This window comes from Pseudomonas sp. 30_B (genome assembly GCF_017491605.1).
GTDB lineage: Bacteria > Pseudomonadota > Gammaproteobacteria > Pseudomonadales > Pseudomonadaceae > Pseudomonas.
Map to the genome: position 1 here is coordinate 1 of NZ_JAFGYY010000212.1, position 501 is coordinate 501.

The 501-nt window shown below is 61.1% G+C and carries 1 protein-coding gene; it reads left to right on the plus strand.

Features of this window, described 5'->3' with window-relative positions:
* On the plus strand, positions 1-501 hold a 501-nt coding region (secF, locus tag J5M67_RS27980; protein ID WP_207888618.1), incomplete at both ends, for a protein translocase subunit SecF.

The window sequence follows — 501 nt, forward strand, 5'->3', positions numbered from 1 at the left end:
GACCCGGGTCGAAGCACTCGACGTCGGCGAAGCCAACATCCAAGAATTCGGTGACGGCAAGACCTATCAGATCCGCCTGCCCCGCCCAGATGGCCCGCAATCGCAGGCCTCTGCGATTACCGACAAGGTGCGTGGCATGCTCCAGGCGCAATATCCCGGCGTCACCGTCGGCGCCGCTGAAGCGGTTTCTGGCAAGGTCTCGGATGAGCTTGCCAAGGCCGGCCTGCTGGCCATCACGCTCGCCATGCTCGGGGTCGCGGTTTACATCTGGTTCCGGTTCGAATGGCAATTTGGTGTCGGGGCGCTGGTCACCCTATTTCACGACGTCGCGCTGATTCTCGGCTTTTTTGCGCTGACGCAGTTGCAGGTCGATCTCAACATCGTTGCCGCCTTCCTGGCCGTGGTCGGCTACTCCCTCAACGACACGGTCGTCATCTATGACCGCATCCGCGAAAACATGCGCAAGTTCCGCAAGATGCAGACGGTGCAGCTGCTCAACCT